At 61.6% G+C, this 1,121-nt stretch carries 1 protein-coding gene and 1 pseudogene; one reads left to right on the forward strand and one right to left on the reverse strand.

The genetic code is table 11. From position 1 onward, the window contains the following. Positions 1-250: pseudogene (locus I5W_RS07220) on the reverse strand (amidohydrolase family protein); the annotation flags it as partial. Positions 251-409: 159 nt separating this feature from the next. Between I5W_RS07220 and I5W_RS07225 the strand changes: the two are divergent. Further along, positions 410-1,121: LysR family transcriptional regulator (locus I5W_RS07225; protein ID WP_044528726.1), on the forward strand; the 712-nt coding region annotated here is incomplete at its 3' end.

The following is a 1,121-nucleotide window of genomic DNA, read 5'->3' on the forward strand; positions in this document are numbered from 1 at the left end:
CCTTCTTTATCGCCTTCAGCCATTCGTGCAGCATGCCCGGCGGCGGCACGCGCCCGTCGGCGGAGGTATAGCCTTCGCTAATCTCGACCTTGCGCTCGCCGACGTAGATGCAGCGGTTGCCGTCTGCGGTGGTGCGGGTGGTGAATTCCCAGTCCTTCTTCAGTTCCTTCGGCATGTAGCGGTTGAAGGCGTCCGGGGTTTCGTAGAAATGGGTGTCCGCGTCGTAGATCGGACCGGAATAATTTTGCATGCTGGTCTCCTGGATGTTCGGTTGATGACGCTTCTGCGTCCTGAAACCATTTTTGCCCAGTGATCGCGCATAAAAAACAACGATATTAGGATTAGAAATCTTCATATCGTTTTAATATAATTTCTCGACATCCCTCAACATCCCTCTCATCAGGAAGCCATGGAACTCAGACACTTGCGACACTTCGTCGCCGTGGCCGAAGAGCTGCACTTCGGCCGCGCCGCCGCCCGTCTTGGCATGGCCCAGCCTCCGCTGAGCCAGTCGTTGATGCGCCTTGAGGCGAACCTCGGCGTCGCCCTGCTTGACCGCAAGCAATACCACGTCACACTTACGCCCGCCGGCCAGGCCCTGCTCAAGGAAGCACGCCCGCTGCTGGCCCAGGCCGCACTGACGGAAAAGGCGGTGCACCGGGCCGCGGCCGGGGTACTTCCGCATCTGCGGCTGGCATTCGTACCGATGAGCATGATGCGCGCCCTGCCCCAAGCGATCCAGCGATTCCGCCGGTCCTGGCCGGGTGTGCAGGTGCAACTGGCCGAGCGGTCCAGCCGCAACACGGTCGAGAACCTGCGCAACGGGAATATCGACCTCGGCATCGTGGTGCCCAGCCTGGTCGACACGGCAGGTCTCGAGCTGCGCATCGTCGAACGCGCCCGCGTCGTCGCTGCGATCCCGTCCCGCTGGCCCCTCGGCAAGCGCGAGTCGGTGCGCCTGGCCGAGCTGGCCGACAGCAGCTTCGTACTGTTTCCGCAGCAAATGATGAACGACTTCTACACCGCGTTCGAGACGACTTGCCGGCGCGCCGGTTTTACCCCCGACATCAGCCAGCAGGTGAAACAGGCCTACACCATGTTCAATCTGGTCGCCAACGGCC

The sequence above is a fragment of the Herbaspirillum sp. B65 genome (assembly GCF_000333555.1).
Lineage (GTDB): Bacteria > Pseudomonadota > Gammaproteobacteria > Burkholderiales > Burkholderiaceae_D > Herbaspirillum > Herbaspirillum rubrisubalbicans.